Here is a 24,711-nt window from a genome sequence, read left to right on the forward strand (position 1 = left end):
AGCTTTTGTTTCTAGCCGCCATAATATTTAAGTTATATCTAATTTATTAATCCAAGTTGTTAATTGATTAAACACTTTATGGTGGGTCATATCCAAATGAAGCGGAGTGATGGATACATAATTTTGACTGACCGCATGGAAATCTGTTCCAGGACCTGCATCAGCTTGAATCCCGGGCGGGCCAATCCAATAGATAGGACGACCCCGGGGATCGATATCCTTAACAATAGGCTCTGCCCCATGACGGGTACCAAGGCGAGTTACTTGAAAGCCTTTAATTTTGCTTATTGGTAAATCGGGTACATTAACATTTAATATTGTTTGCGTTGGCAACATCTTAGCTCGCATATTAGAAACTAGCTTACGCGCTATGATTGCAGCTGTATCATAATGCTTAATATTATCGCCTACCATAGAAAAGGCCAGCGCAGGATAGCCAAGGTAACGTCCTTCAACAGCCGCTGCTACGGTCCCTGAATATAACGTATCATCGCCTAGATTTGCACCATCATTAATACCAGAAACAACAATATCAGCTACAGAATCTAGAAGCCCTGTTAAAGCTAGATGGACACAATCTGTTGGCGTACCCTCAACACTATAATAACCATTGTCAAGGCGTCTGATGTGTAGGGGCCTCGTCAGGGTTAGCGAGTTACTTGCGCCACTACGATTTCTATCGGGGGCAACAACATCAACTTCAGCAATCTTAGCCATTTCAGTAGCTAATGCACGAATACCTGGTGCATATACACCATCATCATTACTTACTAAAATTCTCATGAGTGACTCTCTGGTGATTCTAGCCATTTTACTACGGCTAAACGCGTTTCTAATTCTTGTTGATTCTGAACAATTTTATCTTTTAAATTAGGTTGATTGCTGTTTTGCTTTATTTCATCTTGCATTTTGGCTAACTGTACTTGTAGCAATAATATCTTTTGACCAAATTGCTGTGGGCTTAATTGTAATTCATAAGCATACCGATTCATTTCTTGCGCAATATCTTTAAGCACATCGCAGCTGACAGCTTTAGGTTGTTGCTCAGGACAATTTTTAAGCGCAGCTTGTAACTTTTGTGGATTATTACGATAATACTGTTTATCATGTGCCATACAGCTTGTTAAAAAAAGCATCATAAGGCATCCTATTAAACGTTGAGCCATATTAACCTCTTGGTTCTAAAATTAATGATGTTAACACTAGTTAATTACTTGTGCTATGAGCAGAACCTTTATTAATTTTTTTTAAACAACTTTAATTGAATAAAACGTACCAATTAGCTATTGTTGCGCTCTTTATTCGTCAAGAAAAGATAATAATTATGCTAGATTTTGATATTTCTCGCGATGAAGAAACAGGTGAATTATACCTTGAAACCTCAATTTGTGGTAAAGCACTACTTACTTTGCCGCAATTAAATAAAAGCACGGCTTTTACATTCGATGAGCGCCGGGAATTTGGCTTATTAGGGAAGCTCCCACATCGAGTTGAAACATTAGAAGAGCAAGTTAAGCGAGCTTATCTACAATTTTCTAGCTATAAAACAAGCTTACAGCAAAATATCTATCTCAATAATCTACACGATAAAAATCAAATTTTATTCTACAAACTTGTTAGTCGACATTTAGCTGAAATGCTACCTACAATTTATACGCCCATTGTAGGTACCGCAGTGAAACGCTTTAGCCATGAATATCGGCAACCAAGAGGGCTATATATTGCCCATTCCGATAAAAATCAAATTGAAGAAATTATTGATAATCGCTCTAACCCTGAAATTGACGTGATTGTAGTAACAGATGGTGAGGGTGTATTAGGGATTGGTGATCAGGGCATAGGCGGCATGGATATACCCGTAGCTAAATTAATGGTTTATAGTTTATGTGGCGGTATTAATCCTACCCGGACATTGCCGGTATTTCTTGATGTAGGCACAAATAATGCTGAATTATTGAATGATCCTCTTTATTTAGGCTGCCGACACCCGCGTATAAATTCAGAGCAATATGATTCTTTCATTGAAATATTTGTTAAAGCAGTACATAAACAGTTTCCTAATGCTTTCTTACATTGGGAAGATTTTGGCCGCGGCAATGCCAGACGTATACTAGATAAATTTCAAAATGAATTATGTACATTTAATGACGATATTCAAGGTACAGGTGCTGTTACCTTAGCTGCCTTATTGGCTGCATGCGATGTTACAGGCAAAAAATTACATGAACATCGTATCGTAGTCTTTGGTGCAGGCTCTGCAGGGACAGGTATTAGTGATCAGATAGTAGATGCCCTAATTAAACTTGGCATTGATGAAGAGGAAGCCTATCAAAATTTTTGGCTCATTGATCGCCAAGGTCTTTTGATGGACTCTGATTTAGAACTTACAAATGCTCAAAAACCTTATGCTCGTAAAGTCGTTGATATTGCAGATTGGACTATTAACGATAAGCAATACCCTTCTTTAACTGACACTATCCGCCATGTTAAACCCTCGATATTAATTGGCTGTTCAGCGCAACCAGGGGCTTTTTCGCAGGATATTGTTGAAATTATGTCGCTTAATTGCGACAGACCCATTATTTTCCCTCTTTCTAATCCCGATGATAAATGTGAATCGCAACCTGCTGATATTTTAAACTGGAGCCAAGGTAAAGCTCTTATTGCAACAGGTACCGCTTTCCCAGCTGTGGAATATCAAAATCGCTTAGTACAAATTGCGCAATGTAATAATGCGTTAGTTTTCCCAGGCATTGGTTTAGGTGTATTAGCTGTTCAAGCAAGCCGTTTATCAAAAGGAATGATTTGGGCTGCTGCACAAGCGTTAAGCGAATTTGCGCCTTCTAAAAAAGACAGCTTTCTCCCGCTTTTGCCTTCATTAGACGATGCTCAATCGGTAGCAAAATATATTGCTATTGCCGTGGCTAAGGAAGCCATTAGCGAAGGTTTAGCAGAGCGGAATCAAAATTCTGATTTAGAAAAAGTAATTAACGATTTATTTTGGGAACCACGCTACTTACCTTTCCGTAAAAGAAACAGCCAGGACAATTAGACTAAGCTCATTTTTTATTAATAGACCTCTTACCTAAATTATTGTCATTGAGAGCAATGTGAAGCAATCCAGATACTATCTATAACGAAACATCGCTCTGGATTACTTCGCCAAGGCTCGCAATGACGAAATTTACCCACCTCGTGGCCAGTTAAGAAAAGGCCTATCTACTTATTGGCCTATTACCGGTGTATCTCGAAAGTGCACCGTCACCGTTTGGAATGTTTCGTTTTGGGTTGTCCAAGGGCGTGCGTAGCTAAAAACAAGCGCTGTAACTCTGGGCGTAATCGCGCCTGGAATAACTTGAAAATTAAATACAGTAGTTCCTGGGACTCCCATTAACTTTGAATGAGGTGCATTAAATTGGCTAGAAACCAAGCGAAGCAAAGATTTATCATAAGTATGTAATGTCCACTCAAAACCGGTCGTCTGATTAGCAGGCAATATAACCTGAAAATGAGTGTCTGTTGGCTTTAAATGTATGACCATAGGATTATCAGCAGCATAAGTTATAGCTACTATAAAAAATAATAAGCTACCCCCTATTACTTTCATATAGCCCTCCTAATCTTAAACCTACTACTTAAGTATAAACTCAATTTTAAGGCTCACTTATTAATAACTTTGCGATATACTCAAGTGACTTAAATTTAAGGATGATACAATGATGAAAGCTATTGGCTATAAAAATGTTGGCACGCCCGATGTTTTAGAGGATATAGAGCTGCCAGTTCCTAAAGCGACAGGTTATGACCTCTTAGTTGAGGTTAAAGCAATTGCCGTAAATCCTATTGATTGCAAAGCTCGCGCTTATTTAGTTAATCCTGAAAATAATAGCTATAAAATTCCAGGCTGGGATGCAGCAGGCGTTGTTAAAGCCGTTGGCGATAAGGTTTCTTTATTTAAGCCAGGCGATGAAGTTTGGTATGCAGGCTCTTTAAATCGTCAAGGCTGTAATAGTGAATATCATTTAGTTGATGAGCGCATTGTTGGCTTTAAACCTAAAACACTTTCTTATAGTCAAGCAGCAGCACTACCCTTAACTACCCTCACCGCTTGGGAACTATTATTTGATAGATTAACGATTAATGAAAAAGAACAGGCAACCCTACTAATAACAGGTGCTGCCGGCGGCGTGGGCTCTATTCTTACGCAACTTGCACGCCAGCTAACATCACTGACCATTATTGGTACGGCCTCTAGAACACAATCTCAAGCCTGGGTAAAAAGCAATGGCGCCCACCATGTGATAAACCATAATCAGCCTCTTAAAGCGCAATTAAACGAATTAGGATTCAGTGACGTTGATTATGTCATTAGCTTAACGCATACAGATGAACATGGTTCGCAGCTCATAGATTGTCTAAAGCCTCAAGGAAAATTTGCTCTAATCGATGATCCAGAACACTTTGACTTTAGAGCATTTAAATTAAAAAGTATTTCTATTCATTGGGAACTTATGTTTACCCGCTCTATGTTTATGACGTCTGATTTAATCAAACAGCATGACATTTTAAATGAAACAGCCAAACTAGTGGATAGTGGATTAATAAAAACAACCTTAAATGAAGAATTTGGTAGTATTAATGCGCTTAATTTAAAACGCGCACACCAATTAATTGAGAGCGGGAAATCAGTAGGTAAAATCGTTTTAGAAGGATTTAATCATTAATGGTGTATACATAAGCTGAGATTTTAGAGCATACCTGTTAATAAACGTAATAAATATAGCCTGGGTGCAGGTCCGGAACCCGGATTTCACTTCATCCACCTAGGCTACTTGCTAATTGATTTAATTCATTTGATCATCTTTGTGAGCCTTGGCAAAGCAATCCAGAGCGATGTTTCGTTATCGGTAGCGTTTGGACTGCTTCACGTTGTTCGCAATGACGACTATAATTTTATGCCTTTCCCTAAAGCAAAAACTACCGGTTATACGCGAGGCCTATTGTTTTTTTTATCGAACTCAAGTTAAATTAATTGACAGTTCTAGTTACTTAAGAAATACTAGTTTCTAAAAGTTCTTTAAATACTACCAAAAGCTCTTTAACACGACTAAATCACTTAGGATTCTGTGATTTATTATTCATTAAGCACGACTAATAACCCATTAAGAATGGATTTAATTGAAACTTGTGCACCCTGCTATTTCATTAATATTACAGCAATTTTTAGGAAAAAATTAAATCAATTGTTTATAAAATTTAAACTTAAGAATTTAATCCATTAGCAGCTAGTTCAAATAGTTTAATTTATTATTAATCAAGGAGGAGTCTGTTATGAGATATCTGTTACTTGGCTTAAGTGCCGTAATTCCTTTCTATACGTGTGCGAGTATCCCTATTCAGGAAGCAACCCCGCCGCCTATAGCACAACCTACCACCTGTATTTCCTCTCAATTCACTTCTACCGGTACTCAACATTGGAAGCAAGTTATCCTAAAATTAACTAATCAATGCGGTACACCAGTAGATTTTCAAAATGCGACGATTACTTTTAAAAGTAAAACAGCGATAAGCACTTCATTTTGGGGCGACTTTGCACCACTACCTTATCCTGATAATAATCTTACTATTACTTCACAGTCGCAATCCGATAGCAGCTTTTTAGCGACCCTTAACCTACATTTCCCTTCCTACCCAGGCTCAACTACTATGTTACCTGCTGGAAGCTCTATTCAACTAAAATATGGTGTTCCTTCAGAGGATCACATAGAGGGTAGTACCAGTGTCTATTTACAATCTACGCCAAGCACCGGAACTATTCGTTTAAAAAATAATTCTACTAAACCTGCAAATGTCACGCAAAATTATGCCCTTGTTCACATCACGATGAATGGCCAGGCGGTTAAAGATGTGCAGCTAGGTTGGGGGGCAACCACAGATGTAACAGGCTTAGCAACAGGAAATTATAATATTTCGCCTGAAAATGTAGCCGATACGACAGGTAATACTTATCAAGGAACGGCTGTACCAAGTACGCTCACGCTTACTGCCAATCAAACTGCTACTTCGACTATCACTTATACTGCCGTACAAAATACGGGTAAAATTAGCATTAAACTTCAATCCTTACCGTCTCAGTTAAACGGCTATACAGGAAACCCTTCAGTATTACTCACTCAAACCTCCTCAGGCACGTCTACTTCACAAGCGCTTGCTTGGAATACGACTACTACCGTTTCTCAATTAAAAAATGGCAGTGCTTATAGCTTTTCAACAGCAGCCATAAATTACAACAATTATAAATGCACACCTACCTTTAACCCAACGAGTGCAATAGCGAATGCAACCACAGTACCTGTTGTTAATTTAACCTATCAATGTGTACAAATTGCACAAGCAAACGTAACGCTAAATGTACGTAATGCACCAACGACATTAACTTCTTTGAAAGTCACTCTTACTCCTAACGATAATACAGCACCTATCGTGCAAACTATTACGTTAGCCAATGGTGCTGGCTCTAAAGTTGTTGATTTGACAGAAGGAGCGATTTATACCGTTTCTGCTGACAATGTCTCTGGTTATTCCGTCTCGTTTTCGCCACAGCCTTTAACAGCTACAGCAAATGGGGTTGAAACCATTACTTTCACGCCAAATAATAACACAGCAAATGGTAGAATTATTACCTACATTCCCGGATGGAAGACACCGCCTTCTGCACAGGCTTTGGCAAATGCAGGTTACACACATGCTATGATTGCCTTTGGTGTATTTAGCACAACAAATCCAGGTGCCATTGTTCCTGCTTTTGATATGGTGACTAAAGAGTATATTCAATCTCTGCACACTGCAGGCATTAAAGTCATACTATCATTAGGCGGGGCATTAACTAGTATTCCTAATACTAGCGTTGATTTTCATCAAGTTTTGAGTGCCGCGTCTTCACCAGATGCATTCAAACAAACGTTTATCAATTCTTTAAATGGCTTAATAACGCAATATGGTTTTGATGGTTTTGATATTGACATAGAGCACGGCATTAATGCTGGTGGCACGTTCTCACAACCACAAGGGGATATTGCTGTCTTAGCTAGTATTATTAATACCATGTATCAGCAAAATTCAGCTTTATTGATTACTCTAACACCACAAGTAGCTAATATTGCTGCAACAAGTGGCTTTGATCAAACTTGGGGTAATTATGCTGCTTTAATTATGCAAACTCATCAATCTTTAGCTTGGGTTGGTATTCAGGTTTATAACACAGGCTGTGCTTATGGTATTGATTTGGTTTGTTATGCTGATTTGGCAAATTCACCTAATTTGAGCGTAGCCATGGCAACAGACTTACTAGAAAATTGGCCTGCTACTATTAATGGTCGTGCAACAGGTTTCCAACCTTACATTAGCTATCTAAAACCAAGCCAGGTTGTACTGGGTTATCCAGCACCTAACGCGAGTGGCGCTAGTGATGGTTTACCAGCAAAACCAACGAACATTATCAAGCGAGCTCTTGAGTGTTTAAAAACTGCTGTTAAAAGCCCCACAAGCTGTGATACCTATGCTCCACCACGTGCTTATGGCGCGATTGGCGGTGTTTTCAATTGGGAAGTAACTTATGATCAGAACAATAATTTTAAATTCGCAACTGATCTAAAAAATTGTGTCCTCAACGGCAATTGTAATTAACTCTTAAGTGCGCCAGTACTGGCGCACTTTCAATTATTCTATCGCGTCACCCACTAAGCTTTATACTTCGTTGCAAGCTCTTTCGGTGAAGTACAGTACTGCATGTAGACTCCTTTGCCTCACTTCACTTGCGCCTCGTCTAAAACTTAGTGGGTGACGCTAGTTAATTTTAAAGCTTGATCTTACTTAAGAGACAAGCGATCATTTTCTTTTTGTTTAAGAAGGAATTAGGCGTGGAACATGAAACAATGGAATATGATGTTGTTATTGTCGGTGGCGGCCCTGCGGGACTCGCTGCCGCAATTAAATTAAAACAACTGGCGCTTCTTGCTAATAAAGATATCAGCATTTGTATTCTAGAAAAAGGTGCACAAATAGGCTCACATATTATTTCTGGCGCCATACTTGAGCCAAGAAGCCTAAAAGAATTATTACCTGATACCTGGCAAAATGCCCCTTTAAATACGCCTGTTAAGGAAGACAAATTTTACTATCTTACTGCAAAAAGAGCCATTCGTTTTCCCAAACCACCACAAATGCATAATGATGGTAATTTTATTATTAGCTTAGGCGAACTCTGCCAATTCCTTGCTAAACAAGCAGAAGAACTAGGCTGTGAAATTTACCCAGGGTTTCCGGCAACAGACATTCTTTATAATCCTAATGGCGAAGTAATTGGTGTCGCTACTGGTGATGTTGGTATAGATAAAGCTGGAAATAAAACATCCAATTATCAACCTGGGATGCATTTATATGCTAAGCAAACTCTTTTTGCCGAAGGGTGCCGTGGCCAATTAAGTCAAAGCTTAATGAATCGTTTTAATCTAAGGCAAGATGTTCAGCCACAAACTTATGGCATTGGCATAAAAGAAATTTGGCAAGTTAAACCTGAAAAACATCAGCAAGGCAAAGTTATTCATACATTTGGCTGGCCTCTCAATCAAAAAACATACGGGGGATCTTTTATTTATCATCTGGCTAATAACCAGGTTGCACTAGGCTTTGTTATCGGTTTAGATTATGAAAACCCATGGCTTAATCCTTTTGGTGAAATGCAACGTTTCAAAACTCACCCATTCGTACGCGATCTACTAACAGGGGGTGAGCGAATTAGTTATGGTGCCCGAGCAATTAATGAAGGCGGCTGGCAATCTTTACCAAAATTAACTTTTCCTGGCGGCGCTTTAATTGGTGATGCAGCAGGTTTTTTAAATGTACCTAAAATTAAAGGCATCCATGCTGCGATGAAATCCGGTATATTAGCTGCCGAAGCTTGCTTTGCGGCCTTAAATACCGGTGAAACAGAAGAAGGCCAAACCATTGAATTAACTGATTACACTCAGCAATTCAAAGACTCTTGGCTTGCCAAAGAATTACGTAGTGTGCGTAATATACGTCCAGCATTTAAATATGGTTTATGGGTAGGTCTAGCTAACGGTGCTTTAGAAACCATTACTCAGGGCTTAACCCCTTGGACACTCAAACACCATGCTGATAATACTACCCTGAAACCTGCAGATCAAAGTAAGAAGATTGAATACCCAAAACCTGATGGTGTTTTAACGTTCGATAGGCTTTCTTCGGTATTTTTAACTAATACCTATCATGAAGAAAATCAACCTTCTCACCTAAAGCTTCGTGCTCCATCCCTTGCTATTGAAATTAATTATAAACAGTATGCTTCGCCTGAAATTAGATATTGCCCTGCAGGCGTGTATGAAATCATTGAAGAAGAAACAGGACCACGCTTACAAATCAATGCTCAAAACTGTATACACTGTAAAACCTGTGATATTAAGGATCCAAAACAAAATATCGTCTGGGTAGCACCTGAAGGCGGTGGCGGGCCTAATTACATGAGTATGTAGCTTAATTGTTAGTTGAAGATTGATGGGAAGGAATAGAAAGTAGCCTGGGTGCAAAAAATTGAAACCCGGGTTCCGGCCCTATGGGCCTGCACCCAGGCTACATTTACTGTAAAACCTGTGATATTAAGGATCCAAAACAAAATATCGTCTGGGTAGCACCTAAAGGCGGTGGCGGGCCTAATTACATTAATATGTAGCTTAATTGTTAGTTGAAGATTGATGGGAAGGAATAGAAAGTAGCCTGGGTGCAAAAAATTGAAACCTGGGTTCCGGCCCTATGGGCCTGCACCCAGGCTACATTTACTGTAAAACCTGTGATATTAAGGATCCAAAACAAAATATCGTCTGGGTAGCACCTAAAGGCGGTGGCGGGCCTAATTACATTAATATGTAGCTTAATTGTTAGTTGAAGATTGATGGGAAGGAATAGAAAGTAGCCTAGGTGCAAAAAAATGAAACCCGGGTTCCGGTCCTATGGGCCTGCACCCAGGCTACATTGATTGAGAGGAACTTTAAGATCGCCTCAATCAGCCCCCTCGCCCGCGCTAGGAATGTGTTTAATGTGAGTATGATGTTCGCGGGAGAGGGTTGGGGAGAGGGAATAGCAAGCAAGTCATAAGGTGCAGACAGTCTGCACAAACTATACAGACGTTACCTAGCTCACCTGAACATGGTTAATATAATTTACAATACTTCTAGTGGAATCAATTGATTTGACTTGATTAATTAAACCAGGCATTAACCCAGAAAGCCAATTTACCATAGGGTCAAATTGAGCATAAAGCTGAGATTGGGCAATGTACTGTTGATAAGGTAAGGATGTCATTTTAATAACAACCATAATCAAAGAAACTATAAAAACACCTCTAACAAAACCAAAGGCCATACCCAATAACCTATCCGTACCACTTAATCCTGACCGCTTTAAAAATAAACTTAGTAAGAGATTAACAATAGCGCCTAAAATAATGATGGCCAGTAGTACAGCAACAAAGGTGATAATAGTTCTTGCTGTTTGATTTTGAATATAGCTTTGTAGCCAAGGATCAACAACATAAGAGTAATGGAAAGCCACCCAAATCGCTACAATCCATACGCATAAAGCGACTAATTCTTTAACAAAGCCACGAAAAAGTCCTGTTATTACGGAAAGAGAGATGATACCTATGATAGCTAAATCGATATAATTCCATTGCATAATTAACTAATCCTTGTTGTAACAATAAAACCTTCCATTTGTATTGCTTTTGCTAAACGCTGCTGTAATAAAACAGCTTGTTGTTTTTGATTTAGCTGACCTACGATCACGCGATAAACGATACCTTTTTTGCCCTTTACTTTTGTATAGGCAGCAGCATAACCTTTACTTTTTAATTTATTAACTAATGCAATAGCATTATTTTGTTGCGAAAATAGTCCTAATTGTACAGCATAATGCGCCCCTTTCTGACCTTGTATAGTAGAAGTCTTAGGGGATGGTGCTGTTTTTAAAATAACTTCCTTAAGTTTATTTTTAGGTTGCATAGCATCTGGCTGCTTAGGAAGCGGTTTTTGCTTGTTAGAAGCAAGAATGACTGTGTTGGGTTGGGTTGGCTTTGTAATGACGGTAATAGGCTTTGAGCTTTTAGGTTTTTCTGCAACAAGCAATTGACTACTGGGTTTAATGCCCTCTTTGGTTGCAGTAACTATTGTTGTTTTTAAGTCATTAAGGGTACTAATTGACTCAGCCTTAGGCACAGCTTTTGCTAAGGGCTTGGTTTCGGCTGGCACATCGGGTATTTCTACATGAGCTACTTTCATGCTTTGAAAAACACGCTCTTTCTCTGGCATAGCTAGCTTAGGGGCAGGCGGTTTAAGAGGTAGTGTTATAGACATATCCTCATCAAAGCGATGGCTTGATTTTTTTATTAAAGCGGGAGCAAAGATAGTACCAATGGATACAATAACAGCAATGCCGATTAATCTATGCTTTAATCGCTCATCAATTACTAATTTCATAGCCACTCCTTTAAAGTGCTAAAAACTACTATTGGGATATTTGCCTTCACTGGTATAGAGTAGATAAAACGGTGCCCACTATTATGAAAGACCCAAAAACTACAATTAAATCATGCTTGTTTACTTGTTTACAAGCAGCTTGGTACGCTAAAAATGGCGTATTGTAACATTTATTTATATATATTTCGTTAGCTTCTAAAGAAGAAAGCAGTTGGCTCGCGGATGCTGCTCGTTTTCCAGATAATAATGCTGGGTACCAATGTTGTATACAAGATTTAAATGGCTTGATCATAGTTACAATATCTTTATCAGCAAACGCTGAAAAAACAGCATGAATTCTAACATTAGCATAATTAGTCATTAAATACTTGGCTAAATACTCTGTTGCCTGCGGATTATGGGCAACATCTAAAATAGTTTTATGCGGATGAGTAATAAGTTGCAAGCGGCCAGCTAGGTTTATTTCTGCTATACCTTCAATACGATGTTGTAAATTAACTGGCAATTGCTCTTGTAAGCAAAAGGTAGCCATCAATGCTGCTGCAATAGAATTAGCGTGCAATGGTATATTTGGCAAAACAATCCTATTGCCATTAAATGTAAATGTTATTTTTTCATGTACCTGATAGCTATATTCATGGCCATATCTATACATAGGAGCAGCGCAACTTAAGGCATGCTGTATGATACTTTGCGGCGGATTTTTATCCGCATAAATAATAGGTTTTTTATGACGAATGATTCCCGCCTTCTCATAACCAATTGCTTCAAGGGTATTACCTAAGTATGCTTCATGATCATAATCAATGGTTGTGATGATAGCTAAATCTGTATCAATACAGTTTACGGCATCAAGACGCCCCCCTAGCCCGACTTCAAGAACAATTACGTCAAGATCATGCTGTTTAAAACACCATAAAGCGGCTAATGTCGTCATTTCAAAATAAGTTAAAGGAATGTCTCCTCTAGCTCCATCAATTGCGGTGAATGCTGCAGTTAATTCCTCATCCGCAATGGGTTGCTGATTAATACGAATGCGCTCATTAAATTTAATTAAATGTGGGGAGGTATAACTAGCAACCTTATAGCCTGCTTGGCTATAAATTGATTCAAGCGCCGAAACAGTTGTTCCCTTGCCATTTGTTCCTGCCACCGTAATAATAAGCGCATTTAAATCAAGAAGCTTTAAGAGACTACCCACTTGCTTGACACGATCTAGGCCTAGCTGAATTTCTTGCTGATGGCGATTTTCTAATTCGGTAAGCCAGTCTAATAAGCTTTTTGATTTGACTAAATTCATATCATTTGTGGGTAAGTTTAGAAATTAGCTCGGCAATAGTGGAACGTAACGCTTTACGTTCTAAAATCATATCGACATGGCCATGTTCAAGCAAAAACTCGCTACGCTGAAAGCCTTCAGGTAAAGTTTGCCGCACTGTTTGTTCAATAACGCGTGGGCCTGCGAAACCAATTAAGGCATTCGGTTCAGCAATAATGATATCGCCTAAGCTCGCAAAACTTGCTGATACACCACCCATCGTTGGGTCGGTGAGTACGACAACAAATGGAAGTTTTGTCTTAGAAAAATGAGCTAAAGCAGCTGAGGTTTTAGCCATTTGCATAAGGGAGAATAAACCTTCCTGCATACGTGCGCCCCCGCTGGCGGTAAAGCAAATATAGGGCCGATTTTCAGCAGTAGCTGTATTCACAGCGCGCACAAATTTCTCGCCTACTGTGGCTCCCATAGAGCCGCCCATAAAGTTAAATTCAAAAGCACTGACAACTACCGGATGTGATTGTAGTGTTCCTTTCATCACAATAATTGCTTCTTTCTCGCCAGTCGCTTTTTGCGCTTGGCTAATTCTATCCTTATATTTTTTTGAATCCTTAAATTTTAAGCGATCAACTGGCTCAAGATTTGCTGCAATTTCTTCTCGGTTATCTTCATCTAAGAATTGATTTAAACGCTCACGTGCTGTAAGGCGATGGTGGTGATTGCAACTTGGGCAAACAGATAAATTCTTTATAAGCTCTGTGCTATATAATACCGAATTACAACCTTGACATTTTATCCATAATCCTTCTGGTACCCCTTTTTTTTGGGTAGAGTCTGTTTTAATAATGGAAGGTAATAATTTTTTCAGCCAACTCATACATAAACCTATACTAATTGAATAGCGATAGTATAACGCGAAAATAACTTTAAGGTTAGCACACATTAGACTTCTTCATTACTAAGCTAAAATCCGTATAAATACTGCACATATTAGAAAGTTAGGTCTGTATAGCGTCGTCAACACTATTTTATTAACCTCACTTCGGAGTCTTTATTAATTTGATATTGAATTTAATTTAGTTAAGTTTTTTTTAAAAAAGCCGCTAATACGATCAACAACCATCGGTATCGGGGTAATTATGAAACAATTAGCAATTATAATTATAACGATGATGGCCTACATCGGCGCTGGGTGGTCACAGACTCGCTATGGAGAAAGCCTTTGTAATCAAACCGACTATTTCTGTGTAAAAGTGAATTCTGGCGAAAGTTGGGAAAAATTATTCCCAAATCCCGAGGCGCTTGATATTGTAAAACGCATTAATAGAATGAATGTCCGCCTACGCCCAGGGATGGTTATTGCGGTACCCAAAAATCTAGACAGGCTAAGTATTTATGATGTTGCTCCCTTCCCACGCTATATTGAAGGAAATAATGAAAAGACAATTTATGTTAGCCAAAAACAATTAGCTTGGGCTGCTTACGATGAATCGGGAGAATTAGTTTGGTGGGGGCCTATTTCATCTGGCTCTGATAAGTGTGCGGGCGTCTATGGTGGCTGTGTAACACCGACAGGTTCATTTCGTATTGTCAGAAAACAAGACATTGATTGTATCTCAACAGCATTCCCAAGACGTGCCGATGGCGACAATGGGGGCGCTGTCATGCCCTTTTGTATGCATTTTTTTCGGGGCTATGCCCTCCATGGCAGCAATGAAGTTCCCGGCTACCGCGCAAGTCATGGCTGCATCCGGATGTTTACTGAAGATGCACGGTGGCTCAATGAAGAGTTTATTGACTTGCCTGGCGGCGGCATGCTCGGCACCCGTGTTGTTATCGATGCACCAAAATAATTTAAGGACTGATAATGGTAGGTTGGGTCACTCGGCCTAACCTACCAGAATAGGCAGTCTATTGTAGCATGGTAAAAGAACCTAATATGCCGTGAGCTGCAAGCTGCATTTTAAACGATTCGGTCATTTGCTTATTCGCAAAAGGGCCTACTTTTACAATAAAATGCTCTTGATGATTTTCAATAACAACAGGCGATGGCGTAAATTTAGTTAACTTTTTTTGCAGTGAGTTGGCTAAATCTTTCGATACAAATGCACCTGCTTGCACATAATAGCGAGCTAATGCTGATTTACCGGGAATAGTTAGTGCTTCTATTTCTACAGGGGCGGTACCATGTGGTAATAAACCTAGCTTTGTAGCAGCCGCATAAGATAAATCAATGACTCTGTCATGTCGGAAAGGGCCTCGGTCATTCACTTTTACAATAGCCTCGCGTCCATTACTTAAATTTTTCACTTTCACATAAGTTGGCAGAGGCAGGGTTTTATGCGCAGCAGTCATCGCATACATATTATAATCTTCGCCACTTGAGGTACGTTGACTATGAAATTTAGTGCCATACCAAGATGCTATACCTCGTGTTTTATAACCACTCGCAGTCCTAAGTATGGAATAGGTTCGGCCTTCTATTTTATAAGATTCAGGATTTCCATAGCGACTTAAAGGTTCATAAGCAGGTTTAACATGTGGAAATCGAGTAGGTGGCGGTCCTGGAGGAGCGCCATCTTTACTCGTTGAAAATTTTGAAAATACGGCCTTTTTTGGCAGGGTATTTTTTTTGAATTTAGCTTGTTGCTTCGCTGCGGGTGCTTTCATCGCCCCAGGCTCATGATAGCAACCACTTACGGCTACCGCTAAAATCAAAATTAACCAATTCATAAGTGATACCCTTTAATTTTTTTCATTAATATATACAATGCCTCAGCTCAATAAAATACTTCTAATGGATCATTGGATGGTAAGTTAAGGCTGTGATACTATGGCAGCATTTTGGAATAACGAGTATAAAAATGAGGATCTTACATACTTCAATTAAATTAGCAATTGCCACATCATTGCTTTTCAATTCAACTAATTTTTATGCTACATCCTCTTTATCTAATGTACCAACCCCGCCTGCTGCTGTAACTAATAAACCGTTAATTATTCCATCACCTCCAGCTATAAACGCGCAATCCTTTATTCTTATTGATGTTAACAGTGGTAAAATTATTGCTGAAAAAAATAGTGAGCAAAAATTGCCTCCGGCAAGCTTAACTAAAATGATGACGCTTTATGTTATTTCTAATGCCCTGCGCAGTGAGCAAATCCATCTTAATGATGCCGTGCGCATAAGTCGCGATGCTTGGAAAACAGGCGGCTCACGAATGTTTGTCAAAGAAGGGCAAGAAGTTGCAATTGAAGAGTTACTTAAAGGAATTATTGTTGATTCCGGAAATGATGCGTGTGTGGCTATGGCAGAGCATCTAGGTGGCAGTGAGGCCGGCTTTGCCGAAATCATGAACCAACAAGCACAACAACTCGGCATGAAAGATAGCCACTTTACCGATAGCACAGGCTTACCTGATGAAAAGCTGTACACCACAGCTAAAGATTTAGCAATCCTAGGCAGAGCGCTTATTAATGATTTCCCACAATACTATCATTGGTATAAACAAAAATGGTTTACTTTTAATGGCATTCGCCAACCAAATCGTAACCGTTTATTATGGCGAAACAGCCAAGTTGATGGTGTTAAAACAGGGCATACCAGTGAAGCTGGCTTCTGTTTAGTATCTTCAGCTAAACGCGACAATATGCGTCTGTTAGCTGTTGTGATGGGCTCACCTAGCGATTCAATTCGCGCCGATGATAGCGAGCGTTTATTAAATTATGGTTTTCGTTTTTATGAAACCCATGAATTATATAAGGCCAATCAAACGGTTACAGAATTACCAATTTACAAAGGCAAAAAAGATAAATTTAATGTGGGATTATTACAAGATCAATCGATTACTATCCCAAATGGGCAGTATCAACGTTTAAGTATTAAAACTCAGATTCCACAAATTATTCAAGCTCCTATAAAAAAAGGCGATTCTGTAGGCAGTATTATTGTACGCTTTGATGATAAAGTCATTGAAACTTACCCCTTATATTCCTTAGAAGAAGTACCTGCTGGCGGTTTTTTTGCACGCTGCAAAGACTCTATCTATTTAATGTTTAAACGCTGGGTTGGCTGAGGTTTTAATGAGTACTGTTGTCTTTTTAAATGGCGACTATTGCCCTGCAAATGACGCAAAAATTTCTATTTTTGATCGCGGCATTCTGTTTGGAGACTCTATCTATGAAGTCATTCCTGTTTATAAGAGTAAACCCTTTTTTCTTGACTTACATCTTGACCGCTTGGAGTCAAACCTTAAAAAATTAAAAATTAATAAACCATCCTATGATTGGGTAGCAACACTTGATCAATTAATTCAATTAAATGGTGGCGGCAATTTGCAACTGTATGTTCAGATTACCCGGGGCAATCCTGGTATTCGCAAGCACGACATACCTTACGATATTAAACCGACCTGTTTTGCATTTACCTTGCATAACCCCTTCCCTACTATTGAAAATAAGCATCAAGGTTTGCATGCTAAGCTTGTTGAGGATTTACGCTGGCTAAGATGTGATATTAAAACGACGTCCTTGTTAGGAAATATATTGCTTCATGAAGAAGCCTTATCTGCTGGCGCAGACGTGGCGCTACTAACGCGCCATGGTTTTCTTACAGAAGGCAGCGCGACTAATTTCTTTATTGTAGACAAACAAGGTGTGATTAAAACACCGCCACTCAGTAATCTTTGCCTACCAGGAATTACAAGGCATATTACTATTGAATTAATTAGGCAGCTTAAGCTACCCTTTATAGAGGAACCTATTTCTGTTCAATCCCTTTTTAATGCGAAAGAGGTTTGGATTACCAGCACAACAAAAGAAATTTTTCCTATTGCAAGTATCGATGGGATTCCTGTTGGCAGAAACGATGGCAGCTCTTATTGGGAGCAATTAAATCATGCGTATCAACTACTAATCAAAAGGCTTTAATGACTGATAAACCACTTATTGAATTTCCTTGTGATTTTCCAATTAAAATTATTGGCACTTATTCTGTTACATTTAATCAAGATATTACAGCGATTATTCTTAAGCATTTTCCTAAAACTGATGCTAGTAATATCAGTTATAAGCAAAGTGAACATGGGAATTATGCTGCTATTACAGCAACAGTCTATCCAACCTGCCAGCAAGAATTAGATGCTCTTTATCAAGAACTTACTCAATACCCTGGCATGAAGATGGTGTTGTGATGATAATTCGTCAATTAGGTCAGCAAGATTATCTTTCTACTTGGGAGCAGATGAGGCAATTTACGCTAGATCGAACTCGTCAAACTCAAGATGAATGCTGGCTACTTGAACATCCTGCTGTTTATACTCAAGGCCAAGCCGGAAAAGCAGAACATATCATTAATCCTGGCCATATTCCTATTATCCAAACAGATAGAGGAGGTCAAGTTACCTATCATGGACCCGGACAGTTAGTTGCTTATATATTAATCGATTTAAACCGCCGCAATCTTGGTATTAGAACCCTAGTACTTCAGCTAGAACAGCTCCTTATTTCCTTATTGGCTACGTATAACATTACCGCGCTTACTCGGGAAAAAGCCCCTGGGGTATATGTCCTAGATAAAAAGATAGCATCTATTGGGCTGCGCGTTAAAAATGGCTGCACCTATCATGGCATTGCTTTAAATGTAGATATGGATTTAACCCCTTTTGCTGGCATAAATCCTTGTGGTTTTGCTAAATTGCAAATGACTCAGATGCGCGATTATGTGCCCAATGTGGATTTTGCAGAGGTTAATACTAAATTAGCAGAACTGTTCTCTAGACACTTTAAAAATTAACAGGCTATGCAATTATTTTCGGAATATGTACAACCTATTACAATTTGGCTTGAGGCCCATCCCCATTGGGCATTGCTTTTTACTTTTTTAGTATCGTTTACTGAATCTCTAGCAATAGTTGGCAGCATTATTCCTGGCTCAGTGACCATGACTGCAATTGGCATATTAGCAGGCTCAGGCATTATGCGTATTGATCTTACGCTTTTAGCTGCTATTTTGGGCGCCGTAGGCGGCGATAGTTTTAGCTATTTATTAGGCTATACATTCAGAGATAGGTTACGGGATATTTGGCCTTTTAGCAAAAATCCAACGTGGCTTGCCTATGGACAAAATTATTTCCAGCGTCATGGTGGTAAAAGTGTTTTACTTGGCCGCTTTATTGGCCCGCTGCGCTCCCTTATTCCGCTCATTGCTGGCATGATGCGTATGAGTCAATGGCAATTCCTTACTGCCAATGTTCTTTCAGCGATTGGCTGGGCACTATTATATGTTATGCCAGGAATCTTTATTGGCGCCGCCAGTAGCGAGTTATCACCCGAGATTGCTACGCGTTTGTTTATTGTTGTTTTAATTTTTCTTGCTGGATTATGGCTTATTACTGTTACGGTCAAATGGCTAGTCATTCAGCTTAATTATTTTTTGCGCATACAATTGCAGGATTTTTGGACTTGGTCAGGAAAGCACCCGCGCCTTGCCAAATTAATACAATTCTTAACACCGCCTGGCGAAAGCAAGCATTATCAAACTGCTTCTTTATGCCTTGTTTTTATTTTAAGTTTTTTTCTTTTTTGTCTATTGAGCTTTTTTGTCATTCAAGGAATAGGCCATAAAACAATTAATGAACCTATTCATTTTTTTCTGCAAAGCTTAAAAACACATCCCTTTGATGTTTGTTTTATTAGTTTTAGCCAGTTTGTTAGCAATCTGAGCTTAATCTGCCTGTTTGCCTTTATTCTACTGATAGCTATTTATTTGCAAGATAGGCGTACCCTTACCTATTGGTTAAGCCTTAATTTCTCTTGCGTCGTTGTCTTAGCACTAACTCACTTTTTCATTGATAGCCCAAGACCTGTTGATCTCTTAGAAATTAAAGCAGGAAACTCTTATCCGGCAATACATTTAACCTTTGCAACAGCGCAATTTTTAGCAATTATTTTCTTTTTAAATAAGTATGGGAAATGTCGCTTCAACCAATTTTTAGCGGTGTTATTGCCTATTGTCTTACTTATTGCGGGTATTGCTTATATTTATTTAGGTGATAATTGGGTTACGGATATTTTAGGTGCTTATCTTGCAGGTTTGAGCATCAGCTTATTGCATTGGCTTTTGTATAGGCGTCATGGCAACCCTCTCGAATACCAACCTTTTTTATCGCCTTTGTTATTTTTAATTCTTATGGCCAGCACTACTTTTTCTTTATTTATTAATTATGAGACAGCAGTACGCTCTCACCAGGCCTTTTTAGCGCAATATGTTTTTACAGATGATCTTTGGTGGAATCAACAAAAGCCCTTGTTACCAATTTTTCGTACTAATCGCTTTGGTAAAAACATTAGTCTATTTAATATTCAATACGCAGGCAATTTAAGCCACCTGGAAGCAGCTTTATTAAACTCAGGTTGGCATAAAGAGAATGAGTCCTTTGTTAAATCATTAGTTAAGCGTATAAGCGGCGGTCACTCCTCATTAGATTCACCATTAATGGCTCAACTCTACTTAAATAGAAAACCGGCACTTGTCATGACTTATCAACCTAATCCCAATGAGCCTGGTGTGATTTTACGTATGTGGCGCTCAAATTACCATTTAACCCACTTTCAGCAACCTATCTGGCTTGGATCAGCTAATTTATTTTCTTTAGCAAAAGTTAAAGCAAATCATAAAGACATTGCCATAAACTATGTTAGTTCTTCTGTGCCCCACTTCTTGCAAAGACGTAATATTATTCAAGTAAGATTCCCACGTAAATTACGTCGTGCGCCTTATTACGTAGAACCGGTAATTTTATTAATTAAAGAAAATCCTTCGTTTAATGAAAAAAAGCACTAGAATTTTCTTTTTTTAATCATTAATCTAGTACTTAATATTTAAAAGTGAACTTGGAATAAAAGTAAATTGATATAAAAAATAATTATTATTTTTCATATCGCATTAAGTAAATAAATATGATTTAGCGAAGATACTGTTATTTACGAGTCAATGGCCAACAAGGAAATTACAATGAATTATGTCAGAGATTTAATCCATATGATTCTGCCATTAGTCAGTTTGGCATTACTTATCATAGGCATTAAGAATAAATATAAAAACTATATTATCCTAGCTCTTTGGATAAATATCTTTGCTCTTATTATTAACTATCAATTAGCAGGCGGCGAGATACTCGGTTATTACTTTAATTACTTCCAAGCACTAATTTACTCTATTAATCTTTTAGTGTTATTAGCTTGCATTAGCTATTTAGTTCTTAGTTTTAGCAGTGAAATAACACCTATCCGTTACCTAAATAGCTTTCTTGCAGCCGTTTCATCCATTGGGGTGGTGCTACTTCTTATTAATCTTTGGGTTAATGCTTGGTTTATAGAAAACAGGATGCCTGGCACGCCGGTTTTACAAGTAGCTGCATTTAAGCCGCTAGATTATTGTGCTTATCGTTATGTGTTTTACAAAGTGAATAACGATGGTACATTAAAATTTATGTGCCCTAATCATTACGGTCTAGTCCCCTCAGTAGGCACTTTAACCAAGGCCCCTGACTTTTTATTAAAGCAGTTACCTACTAATTTAAAAAATAAATTTCAGCATACGCAAATAAAACATAAACCAAAGGTACTAGCCTAGTATAGGCACTAGACAGCTTCCAGCTAGTACTCTGGTTTGCTGATGCTGGTTATTTCTTTCTTTAATATTTCAACGTATTATATAGTCATTGAACTTGAAAATATGGGATTTTTGCTATCGCTTTTTGTACTGTTTAACTTAAAGATCAAGTTGCAAAAAAAATCAGTACTTTCAGGATGATTGGGTATATACTAAAACTCATATTAAATTTGACACCTTAATGAAGTTTATTGTTTTGGGTAAATTCTATAAAGGTTAGGCATCGTAGTTACCGCAGAGCCTTTGCTAGATATTTGTTCTATTATTTAGTATTTTTTTGATACCATGCTGAAATTTTCATCGTCGCTTAATTTTACGCGTGCCTTACTCGTTTGCCTACTAGCAAGTTTGAGTCATTTCGTTCTAGCTATGGCGCCTAAAGTAAATTGGGATAAAGCGGTTGATCATGCCATTATCCGGTATGGATTACGTACTGAGCCAGAAATGATTCGCTTTTTTAATAAAGCGCATGTAAATTATCCTCCTAAAGAAATTGCCTTACTTGCTTTCAAAAAAGAGAGAGAAATTGAGCTTTGGGCAAGAAATGATAAGCAAGCCTGGCATTTTATTCATAGCTATCCGCTAACTGCCTTTAGTGGCCGATTAGGCCCTAAATTAAAAGAAAGAGATGGACAAATTCCAGAAGGGATTTATCGTTTAGTCAATTTTAATCCCTTTAGTAGCATGCATTTATCAATGATGATTGATTATCCTAATCATTTTGATCGCTTGCAAGCCAGCAAAGATGGCCGGCGTAATTTAGGAAATAATATTTTTTTACATGGAAAAGCATTTTCAGTAGGCTGCTTAGCTGTTGGGGACTGGGCCATTGATCAATTATTCTTATTAACAAGACGAGTTGGGCTAAATCAAGTAAAACTAATCATTGCACCTAACGATCTACGCAAGGCCAAGCCAGCCACCACTAACTTTGCCCAACCGCGCTGGCTTCCGGAATTATATAAACAGATAAATACAGCCTTGATTGAATTTCCCAGCGCGAGAAAACTACTTTAAATGACGCTCTAATCCTGCTTATAAACCAGAGAATGTAGCAAACGGGAGCAAGCTCAATTAAGCCAAGGGTAAGAGCTTCGTTGAGTATCAATTTTGCAAACAGCTATCTCTTAATCACATCTCATCAAAAGACAGGTGCAAGTTTAGAGTATTGAACCTGGGTTTCACTTTGTTTCACCCAGGCTACATTAATTAATTTAACTGACGTTTTGACTCTAATTATTCATGCTCTGGCGATACTACAAAAATACCAGGGGCATTCCGTAAGTATTCATTATAATCCATGCCATAACCAAAAATATAATGATCATCTACGTGCAAGCCGACAAAATCTGCATTTTTTAAGCCATTGGGAACACGCTTATGGTGTTTATCAACCAATACCGCACTGTACACATTAGTTGCGCCCATATCTTGTACATCTTTGATAATCGCAGCTAAGGTAAGCCCGCCATCAAGTATATCATCAACAACTAAAACAGTTCGATTAGCAAGGCTAAGGCTAGGTTTAACTTTCCAAATCAGCTCGCTTGCCTTGATATCACCTTTATAGCGAGTTGCGTGTACATAATCGACCTCTAATGGAAAATCTAGCCTGGGTAAAAGATTACCCATAGGGACTAAACCGCCTATCATGACACATAGAATAATAGGATTTTTATCATGAAGCTCTTGATGTATGTTAATTGCCATTCTATCGAGAGCCGCTTCTACCTCTTTCGTTGTATATAAACAAGTAGACTTTTCATATACTTCTTTAATCTTACTTGGAATTGACATGGATTGACCTGCTTAATAAATAATTAGTTAACGCTTATCAGGCACAGGAAACAAACTTATTTTGCTTTCATCGCCTTTTATTTTTTCTTTAACTTTTCCTACACCTTGTTTACTTACTTCGTCTATCCTATACACAAAATGCATAGGAATAAAGGTTCGCTTTACATTGCTAAACTCAAGCTTTAAGCGCTCCTCTGAAGGATCTACCACTAAGGCTGTATTCTCACCAAATACAAATTCTTCTACTTCAAGAAAACCAAACATTTCGCTTTCACAAATCTTTCGCGCATAAATTTCATAAACCACATCTTGATTGGCAAAAATTAAACGGTATAAAGATTTTTTGGACATGCAATTTAACCGAAAATTAAATGGCTACATTATACAGAGAAAACTTTTTTTTCATACTACTGAATAAAGCTAATCCTCAATGCTTACACGTTGGTTGCAGTGAAACAGGACTTGCAGCAGCAAGCGTTTCTTCCTCTTCTAGCACAATAGGACCAATTAGATTTTCCTGCTGTTTTTGTACGACAAGGCAGTAAAAACCCGCAGGAATTGGTGAAATCATTTTGCCTATTTCATTAAAAAACTCAAGCCTTGCGAGCCATTTTTCTGCTTTACAAGGTGGAATATAATAAAAACTTGATAAATGACACTGCACATAACCTCGATGCAGCATCGCTCGCTTAATAGATAAGACTGATTTGGGCTTACCTGATAAGGTGCCAAAAAAATTTTTGCCAGCTTTACGCAGCCACCATCCCCATAAGCTAACTGGATTTACTCCCAAAAAAATTGCATAACCTGAAGGCTTAAGTACCCTATCAATTTCATCAATTGGGCTTTTTATAGCTAAGGCTTCTAAAGTAAAAGGCACTATAATGCAATCAACACTATCTCTATCCAGAGGAAGCTGATTAAGTAAGGTGATAACGGTAGAAGAAGAACTAATATAAGGCGTTGCTAACCATTTATGTTGAAAGCGCAATTCAGAAAAAAAAAGATTGTCACCACAACTACCAAGCTGTAGCAGCGTATCGCCATGTAAAAGGTCTTTAAGTGGAGCTAATTCAGAAAAAAAAGCCTGAGCAATTTTAATCCCCTGCTCCGTGGAAAACCACTCATTTAAAGCCTGAAATTTATATTGCTGTTCCTCTAAAGACAAAATGATAGCCCTAGAAAGTGATGAAATTTATCTTTTTACCACAGTGGTTCTAGGACAGCAAGGACCACTTTTTTCTAAAATTTAATAAAATCCAAATATATCTAAAAAGATTATAATTAAAAATAGATTTAAAGATAATAAGAAATTGTAACTATTTTGCAGTTTTTTTTAAAACTTTTTTACGTTTTTAATGCACTTAACCTCAATTTTGTCTATAGTACTCATAGGATTATAGGAAAACCAA

At 38.3% G+C, this 24,711-nt stretch carries 24 protein-coding genes and 1 pseudogene; 14 read left to right on the plus strand and 11 right to left on the minus strand.

Annotation, left to right across the window (positions count from 1 at the left end; all coding sequences use genetic code 11):
• Nucleotides 1–27: 27 nt before the first annotated feature.
• A complete protein-coding gene (surE, locus tag DYE47_RS08005) occupies nucleotides 28–783 on the minus strand; it encodes a 5'/3'-nucleotidase SurE (protein ID WP_115302775.1) in 756 nt (251 codons plus the stop codon).
• A complete protein-coding gene (locus tag DYE47_RS08010; RefSeq protein WP_115302776.1) occupies nucleotides 780–1,139 on the minus strand; it encodes a hypothetical protein in 360 nt (119 codons plus the stop codon). The genes surE and DYE47_RS08010 overlap by 4 nt, the downstream gene beginning before the upstream one ends.
• A 185-nt stretch (nucleotides 1,140–1,324) precedes the next feature.
• Here DYE47_RS08010 and DYE47_RS08015 point away from each other — a divergent pair, with 185 nt between their 5' ends.
• Nucleotides 1,325–3,052, plus strand: coding sequence for an NAD-dependent malic enzyme (locus DYE47_RS08015; RefSeq protein WP_115304043.1), 1,728 nt, complete (start codon nucleotides 1,325–1,327; stop codon nucleotides 3,050–3,052).
• 171 nt (nucleotides 3,053–3,223) lie between these two features.
• On the opposite strand, the gene DYE47_RS08020 is transcribed toward DYE47_RS08015, so the two are convergent.
• Nucleotides 3,224–3,607 carry a protease inhibitor I42 family protein gene (locus DYE47_RS08020; RefSeq protein WP_115302777.1) on the minus strand — a complete coding sequence of 128 codons (384 nt, stop codon included), beginning with the start codon at nucleotides 3,605–3,607 and terminating at the stop codon, nucleotides 3,224–3,226.
• A gap of 109 nt (nucleotides 3,608–3,716) precedes the next feature.
• Here DYE47_RS08020 and DYE47_RS08025 point away from each other — a divergent pair, with 109 nt between their 5' ends.
• From DYE47_RS08025 to DYE47_RS16600, 5 genes and pseudogenes are all read left to right on the plus strand, one after another.
• Nucleotides 3,717–4,724 (plus strand): zinc-binding alcohol dehydrogenase family protein, encoded by a 1,008-nt coding sequence (locus tag DYE47_RS08025; RefSeq protein WP_242604221.1) that lies wholly within the window; start codon nucleotides 3,717–3,719, stop codon nucleotides 4,722–4,724.
• A 607-nt stretch (nucleotides 4,725–5,331) separates the two neighbouring features.
• On the plus strand, nucleotides 5,332–7,686 hold the full coding sequence (locus DYE47_RS08030) for a glycosyl hydrolase family 18 protein (RefSeq protein WP_115302778.1): 2,355 nt from the start codon (nucleotides 5,332–5,334) through the stop codon (nucleotides 7,684–7,686).
• Nucleotides 7,687–7,919: 233 nt separating this feature from the next.
• Nucleotides 7,920–9,554, plus strand: a complete 1,635-nt coding sequence (locus DYE47_RS08035) for an electron transfer flavoprotein-ubiquinone oxidoreductase (protein WP_115302779.1) — start codon at nucleotides 7,920–7,922, stop codon at nucleotides 9,552–9,554.
• Nucleotides 9,555–9,634: 80 nt separating this feature from the next.
• Nucleotides 9,635–9,751 (plus strand): 4Fe-4S dicluster domain-containing protein, encoded by a 117-nt coding sequence (locus tag DYE47_RS16595; RefSeq protein WP_115302780.1) that lies wholly within the window; start codon nucleotides 9,635–9,637, stop codon nucleotides 9,749–9,751.
• 101 nt (nucleotides 9,752–9,852) lie between these two features.
• A pseudogene (locus DYE47_RS16600) lies at nucleotides 9,853–9,948 on the plus strand (4Fe-4S dicluster domain-containing protein); the annotation flags it as partial.
• 261 nt (nucleotides 9,949–10,209) lie between these two features.
• Here DYE47_RS16600 and DYE47_RS08050 read toward each other — a convergent pair.
• Genes DYE47_RS08050 through accD form a run of 4 tightly spaced genes read right to left on the minus strand, consistent with a single transcriptional unit; the run spans nucleotide 10,210 to nucleotide 13,705 of the window.
• A complete protein-coding gene (locus tag DYE47_RS08050) occupies nucleotides 10,210–10,752 on the minus strand; it encodes a CvpA family protein (RefSeq protein ID WP_115302781.1) in 543 nt (180 codons plus the stop codon).
• 2 nt (nucleotides 10,753–10,754) lie between these two features.
• Nucleotides 10,755–11,552, minus strand: coding sequence for an SPOR domain-containing protein (locus DYE47_RS08055; RefSeq protein ID WP_115302782.1), 798 nt, complete (start codon nucleotides 11,550–11,552; stop codon nucleotides 10,755–10,757).
• A 46-nt stretch (nucleotides 11,553–11,598) separates the two neighbouring features.
• Complete coding sequence (folC, locus tag DYE47_RS08060; RefSeq protein ID WP_115302783.1) at nucleotides 11,599–12,852, minus strand: bifunctional tetrahydrofolate synthase/dihydrofolate synthase; 1,254 nt, start codon at nucleotides 12,850–12,852, stop codon at nucleotides 11,599–11,601.
• Between the two features lies 1 nt (nucleotide 12,853).
• Nucleotides 12,854–13,705 carry an acetyl-CoA carboxylase, carboxyltransferase subunit beta gene (gene accD / locus DYE47_RS08065; protein ID WP_115302784.1) on the minus strand — a complete coding sequence of 284 codons (852 nt, stop codon included), beginning with the start codon at nucleotides 13,703–13,705 and terminating at the stop codon, nucleotides 12,854–12,856.
• 262 nt (nucleotides 13,706–13,967) lie between these two features.
• On the opposite strand from accD, the gene DYE47_RS08070 reads away from it, so the two are divergent.
• A complete protein-coding gene (locus DYE47_RS08070) occupies nucleotides 13,968–14,681 on the plus strand; it encodes a L,D-transpeptidase (protein WP_115302785.1) in 714 nt (237 codons plus the stop codon).
• A gap of 58 nt (nucleotides 14,682–14,739) precedes the next feature.
• Here DYE47_RS08070 and DYE47_RS08075 read toward each other — a convergent pair whose 3' ends face one another.
• Nucleotides 14,740–15,561, minus strand: coding sequence for a septal ring lytic transglycosylase RlpA family protein (locus DYE47_RS08075; protein WP_165482050.1), 822 nt, complete (start codon nucleotides 15,559–15,561; stop codon nucleotides 14,740–14,742).
• A 131-nt stretch (nucleotides 15,562–15,692) separates the two neighbouring features.
• Between DYE47_RS08075 and DYE47_RS08080 the strand changes: the two genes are divergently transcribed.
• From DYE47_RS08080 to DYE47_RS08110, 7 genes are all read left to right on the plus strand, one after another.
• Nucleotides 15,693–16,904, plus strand: a complete 1,212-nt coding sequence (locus DYE47_RS08080; protein ID WP_115302786.1) for a D-alanyl-D-alanine carboxypeptidase family protein — start codon at nucleotides 15,693–15,695, stop codon at nucleotides 16,902–16,904.
• 7 nt (nucleotides 16,905–16,911) lie between these two features.
• Nucleotides 16,912–17,757, plus strand: coding sequence for a D-amino acid aminotransferase (locus DYE47_RS08085; protein WP_115302787.1), 846 nt, complete (start codon nucleotides 16,912–16,914; stop codon nucleotides 17,755–17,757).
• The gene (locus DYE47_RS08090) at nucleotides 17,757–18,020 is read left to right on the plus strand and encodes a YbeD family protein (protein ID WP_115302788.1); all 264 of its coding nucleotides are present in this window, start codon (nucleotides 17,757–17,759) and stop codon (nucleotides 18,018–18,020) included. Before DYE47_RS08085 ends, DYE47_RS08090 begins: the two co-directional genes overlap by 1 nt.
• Nucleotides 18,020–18,622 carry a lipoyl(octanoyl) transferase LipB gene (lipB, locus tag DYE47_RS08095; RefSeq protein WP_115302789.1) on the plus strand — a complete coding sequence of 201 codons (603 nt, stop codon included), beginning with the start codon at nucleotides 18,020–18,022 and terminating at the stop codon, nucleotides 18,620–18,622. Before DYE47_RS08090 ends, lipB begins: the two co-directional genes overlap by 1 nt.
• Nucleotides 18,623–18,628: 6 nt before the next feature.
• Complete coding sequence (locus tag DYE47_RS08100; RefSeq protein WP_115302790.1) at nucleotides 18,629–20,671, plus strand: VTT domain-containing protein; 2,043 nt, start codon at nucleotides 18,629–18,631, stop codon at nucleotides 20,669–20,671.
• Between the two features lie 171 nt (nucleotides 20,672–20,842).
• Nucleotides 20,843–21,463, plus strand: coding sequence for a type I secretion system protein LssZ (locus tag DYE47_RS08105; protein ID WP_115302791.1), 621 nt, complete (start codon nucleotides 20,843–20,845; stop codon nucleotides 21,461–21,463).
• 408 nt (nucleotides 21,464–21,871) lie between these two features.
• Nucleotides 21,872–22,519, plus strand: coding sequence for a L,D-transpeptidase family protein (locus DYE47_RS08110; protein WP_115302792.1), 648 nt, complete (start codon nucleotides 21,872–21,874; stop codon nucleotides 22,517–22,519).
• A 219-nt stretch (nucleotides 22,520–22,738) separates the two neighbouring features.
• On the opposite strand, the gene DYE47_RS08115 is transcribed toward DYE47_RS08110, so the two are convergent.
• The 3 genes from DYE47_RS08115 to DYE47_RS08125 all read right to left on the minus strand — a co-directional run bounded on the left by DYE47_RS08115 (nucleotide 22,739) and on the right by DYE47_RS08125 (nucleotide 24,467).
• Entirely contained in the window at nucleotides 22,739–23,299 is a 561-nt protein-coding gene (locus DYE47_RS08115; RefSeq protein ID WP_115302793.1) for a hypoxanthine-guanine phosphoribosyltransferase, read from the minus strand.
• A gap of 27 nt (nucleotides 23,300–23,326) precedes the next feature.
• The gene (locus tag DYE47_RS08120) at nucleotides 23,327–23,650 is read right to left on the minus strand and encodes a DUF1820 family protein (protein ID WP_115302794.1); all 324 of its coding nucleotides are present in this window, start codon (nucleotides 23,648–23,650) and stop codon (nucleotides 23,327–23,329) included.
• A 76-nt stretch (nucleotides 23,651–23,726) separates the two neighbouring features.
• Nucleotides 23,727–24,467 (minus strand): class I SAM-dependent methyltransferase, encoded by a 741-nt coding sequence (locus DYE47_RS08125; RefSeq protein ID WP_160149872.1) that lies wholly within the window; start codon nucleotides 24,465–24,467, stop codon nucleotides 23,727–23,729.
• Between the last annotated feature and the right edge of the window lie 244 nt (nucleotides 24,468–24,711).

Source organism: Legionella beliardensis (assembly GCF_900452395.1).
Lineage (GTDB): Bacteria > Pseudomonadota > Gammaproteobacteria > Legionellales > Legionellaceae > Legionella_C > Legionella_C beliardensis.

What these genes read in the sequence shown, in the direction of transcription:
- surE (WP_115302775.1), bottom strand. Translation starts at nt 783, where the DNA reads ATGAGAATTTTAGTAAGTAATGATGATGGTGTATATGCACCAGGTATT.
- DYE47_RS08010 (WP_115302776.1), bottom strand. Translation starts at nt 1,139, where the DNA reads ATGATGCTTTTTTTAACAAGCTGTATGGCACATGATAAACAGTATTAT.
- DYE47_RS08015 (WP_115304043.1), top strand. Translation starts at nt 1,325, where the DNA reads ATGCTAGATTTTGATATTTCTCGCGATGAAGAAACAGGTGAATTATAC.
- DYE47_RS08020 (WP_115302777.1), bottom strand. Translation starts at nt 3,607, where the DNA reads ATGAAAGTAATAGGGGGTAGCTTATTATTTTTTATAGTAGCTATAACT.
- DYE47_RS08025 (WP_242604221.1), top strand. Translation starts at nt 3,717, where the DNA reads ATGATGAAAGCTATTGGCTATAAAAATGTTGGCACGCCCGATGTTTTA.
- DYE47_RS08030 (WP_115302778.1), top strand. Translation starts at nt 5,332, where the DNA reads ATGAGATATCTGTTACTTGGCTTAAGTGCCGTAATTCCTTTCTATACG.
- DYE47_RS16595 (WP_115302780.1), top strand. Translation starts at nt 9,635, where the DNA reads ATGGGCCTGCACCCAGGCTACATTTACTGTAAAACCTGTGATATTAAG.
- DYE47_RS08050 (WP_115302781.1), bottom strand. Translation starts at nt 10,752, where the DNA reads ATGCAATGGAATTATATCGATTTAGCTATCATAGGTATCATCTCTCTT.
- DYE47_RS08055 (WP_115302782.1), bottom strand. Translation starts at nt 11,552, where the DNA reads ATGAAATTAGTAATTGATGAGCGATTAAAGCATAGATTAATCGGCATT.
- folC (WP_115302783.1), bottom strand. Translation starts at nt 12,852, where the DNA reads ATGAATTTAGTCAAATCAAAAAGCTTATTAGACTGGCTTACCGAATTA.
- accD (WP_115302784.1), bottom strand. Translation starts at nt 13,705, where the DNA reads ATGAGTTGGCTGAAAAAATTATTACCTTCCATTATTAAAACAGACTCT.
- DYE47_RS08070 (WP_115302785.1), top strand. Translation starts at nt 13,968, where the DNA reads ATGAAACAATTAGCAATTATAATTATAACGATGATGGCCTACATCGGC.
- DYE47_RS08075 (WP_165482050.1), bottom strand. Translation starts at nt 15,561, where the DNA reads ATGAATTGGTTAATTTTGATTTTAGCGGTAGCCGTAAGTGGTTGCTAT.
- DYE47_RS08080 (WP_115302786.1), top strand. Translation starts at nt 15,693, where the DNA reads ATGAGGATCTTACATACTTCAATTAAATTAGCAATTGCCACATCATTG.
- DYE47_RS08085 (WP_115302787.1), top strand. Translation starts at nt 16,912, where the DNA reads ATGAGTACTGTTGTCTTTTTAAATGGCGACTATTGCCCTGCAAATGAC.
- DYE47_RS08090 (WP_115302788.1), top strand. Translation starts at nt 17,757, where the DNA reads ATGACTGATAAACCACTTATTGAATTTCCTTGTGATTTTCCAATTAAA.
- lipB (WP_115302789.1), top strand. Translation starts at nt 18,020, where the DNA reads ATGATAATTCGTCAATTAGGTCAGCAAGATTATCTTTCTACTTGGGAG.
- DYE47_RS08100 (WP_115302790.1), top strand. Translation starts at nt 18,629, where the DNA reads ATGCAATTATTTTCGGAATATGTACAACCTATTACAATTTGGCTTGAG.
- DYE47_RS08105 (WP_115302791.1), top strand. Translation starts at nt 20,843, where the DNA reads ATGAATTATGTCAGAGATTTAATCCATATGATTCTGCCATTAGTCAGT.
- DYE47_RS08110 (WP_115302792.1), top strand. Translation starts at nt 21,872, where the DNA reads ATGGCGCCTAAAGTAAATTGGGATAAAGCGGTTGATCATGCCATTATC.
- DYE47_RS08115 (WP_115302793.1), bottom strand. Translation starts at nt 23,299, where the DNA reads ATGTCAATTCCAAGTAAGATTAAAGAAGTATATGAAAAGTCTACTTGT.
- DYE47_RS08120 (WP_115302794.1), bottom strand. Translation starts at nt 23,650, where the DNA reads ATGTCCAAAAAATCTTTATACCGTTTAATTTTTGCCAATCAAGATGTG.